2 protein-coding genes are annotated in these 3,328 nt (G+C 68.7%); both read right to left on the reverse strand.

All coding sequences use genetic code 11. The annotated features are described in order from the left end of the window. Positions 1–459 precede the first annotated feature (459 nt). Complete coding sequence (locus tag ACFU7Y_RS42065) at positions 460–2,145, reverse strand: ribonuclease J (RefSeq protein WP_224277432.1); 1,686 nt, start codon at positions 2,143–2,145, stop codon at positions 460–462. A gap of 169 nt (positions 2,146–2,314) precedes the next feature. Then, a complete protein-coding gene (gene dapA / locus ACFU7Y_RS42070) occupies positions 2,315–3,214 on the reverse strand; it encodes a 4-hydroxy-tetrahydrodipicolinate synthase (RefSeq protein WP_224277434.1) in 900 nt (299 codons plus the stop codon). Positions 3,215–3,328 lie beyond the last annotated feature (114 nt).

Raw genomic sequence — 3,328 nt, forward strand, 5'->3', positions numbered from 1 at the left:
GACACCCGCGTTGAGCGGCACGGCAACCACCGGAATAAGGCGGCCCCGCGCACTGCGTCCTCGCTAGTGTTATTTCAAAAGGAATCTCCAACCCCGATCAAACGACCGAGGCCGGGGATGTCAACATATCTGGCGTTGACTTTTGGCACGCTGTTGAGTTCTCAAGGAACGGACGCTTCCTTCGGACCGCCTTCCAGCGAATCCTCCGGGCTTCGTTCTTTCGTGTTTCCAGCTTATCAGATGTTTTCTGCTCCGTTTTCCGGAGCTTCATTCATCCGACCCGCTTTTGCCTTTCGGCGCTCCCGGACTCTATCAGAGTTCTTCGGTCCGTTTTCCCCGGTCGTTCTCGAATTCAGATTCGAGCCCGTTTCCGAGGGGCCGTCCCGTGGGGCAACCCGGAGAACATTACGCACCGGGTCGCCCCACGTCAAACCGGCCTCAGCCGGTGTTGAGCGAGCGTCAGACCTCGACCACGACCGGCAGGATCATCGGCCGGCGGCGGTAGTTGTCCGCGACCCACTTGCCGATGGTCCGGCGGACCAGCTGCTGCACCTGACGGGGCTCCAGCACGCCGTCGCTCGCCGAGCGGTCCAGCGCTTCCTGGAGCTTGGCGACCACCGGGGCGAACGCGTTGTCGTCGATGCCGGAGCCGCGGGCCTGAATGGTCGGGCCGCCCACGATCTTGCCGTTGGTCGAGTCGACCGCGACGAAGACCGAGATGAAGCCCTCCTCACCGAGGATCTTGCGGTCCTTGAGCGAGGCCTCGCTGATGTCGCCGACCGAGGAGCCGTCCACGTAGACGTACCCGGCCTGCACCTTGCCGACGATCCGGGCGACGCCGCCCTCCAGGTCGACGCAGACGCCGTCCTCGGCGATGACCACGCGGTTGCGCGGCACCCCGGTGGCGACGCCCAGCTCGGCGGCCGCGCGCAGGTGGCGCCACTCGCCGTGGACCGGCATCAGGTTGCGCGGCTTGCAGATGTTGAAGAAGTAGAGCAGCTCGCCGGCCGAGGCGTGGCCGGAGACGTGCACCTTGGCGTTGCCCTTGTGTACGACCTTGGCACCCCAGCGGGTCAGGCCGTTGATCACCCGGTAGACGGCGTTCTCGTTGCCCGGGATGAGCGAGGAGGCCAGGACGACGGTGTCGCCCTGGACGATGCGGATCTGGTGGTCGCGGTTTGCCATCCGGGACAGCGCCGCCATCGGCTCGCCCTGCGAACCGGTGCAGATCAGCACGACCTCCTTGTCCGGCAGGTCGTCCAGCTGCTTGACGTCCACGATCATGTTGCCGGGGACCTTCAGGTAGCCGAGGTCCCGGGCGATGCCCATGTTGCGGACCATCGAGCGGCCGACGAAGGCGACCTTGCGCTTGTACTCGTGGGCGGCGTCCAGCACCTGCTGGATGCGGTGCACGTGGCTCGCGAAGGAGGCCACGATGATGCGCTTCTCGGCGTTCGCGAAGACGTTCCGCAGCGCCGCCGAGATGTCCCGCTCGTGCGGGATGAAGCCGGGGACCTCGGCGTTGGTGGAGTCCACCAGCAGCAGGTCCATGCCCTCCTCCGCCAGCTTGGCGAAGGTCGGCAGGTCGGTCAGGCGGCCGTCCAGCGGCAGCTGGTCCATCTTGAAGTCGCCGGTGGCCACGACCATGCCGGCGGGGGTGCGGACCGCCACGGCCAGGGCGTCCGGGATGGAGTGGTTGACCGCGATGAACTCGCAGTCGAAGGGGCCGATGCGCTCGCGCTCGCCCTCCTTGACCTCCAGCACGTACGGCCGGATGCGGTGCTCTGCGAGCTTGGCCTCGATCAGCGCGAGGGTCAGCTTGGAGCCGATCAGCGGGATGTCCGGGTTCTCCCGCAGGAGGAACGGGACGGCGCCGATGTGGTCCTCGTGCCCGTGGGTGAGGATGATGCCGTCGACCTTGTCGAGGCGGTCCCGGATGTAGCTGAAGTCCGGGAGGATCAGGTCCACGCCGGGCTGCTCGTCCTCGGGGAAGAGGACGCCGCAGTCGACGATCAGGATGCGGTCCCCGTACTCGAGGACCGTCATGTTGCGGCCGATCTCGCCGAGGCCGCCGAGCGGAGTGATGCGGAGGGCGCCCTCCTTCAGGGCCGGGGGTGCGCCGAGCTCGGGGTGCGGGTGGCTCAAAAGACTCTCCTCACGACGCACGCCATATGCCCGGGGTCCTCCCCTGGAGACATATGGCGTGCGTACTCAGTGTCGTTTTCCTACTGGGTCTGTGCTCTCGCGCCTGCGGTCCGGTCCAGCGGCGGACCCGGGGAGGTCCGGCGAGCCGGGGCGCGCACGTCCGTGTCTGCTAAAGGTGTACCCCGCCGGCGGCGAGATCCTGCTTCAATCGCGCGACCTCCTCGGGCGTCGCGCCGACCAGCGGCAGCCGCAGCGGGCCCGCCGGCAGGCCCTGGAGCTCCAGGGCGGCCTTGGTGAGGATCACGCCCTGGGTGCGGAACATACCGCTGAACACCGGCAGCAGGCGCTGGTGGATGCTCGTGGCCTTGACCACGTCACCCGCCAGGAAGGCCTCGATCATCGCCCGCAGCTCCCCGGCCGCCACGTGCCCGACGACGCTGACCACGCCGACGGCTCCGACGGACAGCAGCGGCAGGTTGAGGATGTCGTCGCCGGAGTACCAGGCGAGGTCGGCGCGGGCGATCGCCCAGGCCGCGGCGCCCAGGTCGCCCTTGGCGTCCTTGTTGGCGACGATCCGCGGGTGCCGGCCGAGGCGGACCAGCGTCTCGTGGCTCAGCGCGACCCCGCTGCGGCCCGGGATGTCGTACAGCATGACCGGCAGCCCGGTCGCGTCGGCGATGGCGACATTGTGCCGGTACAGGCCCTCCTGCGGGGGCTTGCTGTAGTACGGCGTGACGACCAGCAGGCCGTGTGCTCCGGCCGCCTCCGCCTGCCGGGCCAGCTCGACGCTGTGGTGGGTGTCGTTGGTGCCGACGCCGGCCACCACGTGGGCGCGGTCCCCGACCGCCTCGACCACGGCGCGGACCAGCTGGGCCTTCTCGGCGTCGGTGGTGGTCGGGGACTCACCGGTGGTGCCGTTGACGACGAGGCCGTCGTTGCCTGAGTCCACGAGGTGCGTGGCAAGGCGCTGGGCGCCGTCGAGGTCGAGTCCGCCGTCGGCGGTGAACGGGGTGACCATGGCGGTCAGGACCCGGCCGAACGGCGTCTGGGGGGTGGAGATCGGAGCCATGCGTCCAAAGCTACTCGTAGGCGGTGGGGCGGTCCCCATGCCGGTCCGGTGTTCGGACAGGTGTGGCGTGTCGATGGCGCGGACGTGGGATTCCGGTGCTGCCCGCTCGGGGGT

Origin of the sequence: Kitasatospora sp. NPDC057542 (assembly GCF_042801945.1) — a bacterium.
Taxonomy (GTDB): Bacteria; Actinomycetota; Actinomycetes; order Streptomycetales; family Streptomycetaceae; genus Kitasatospora.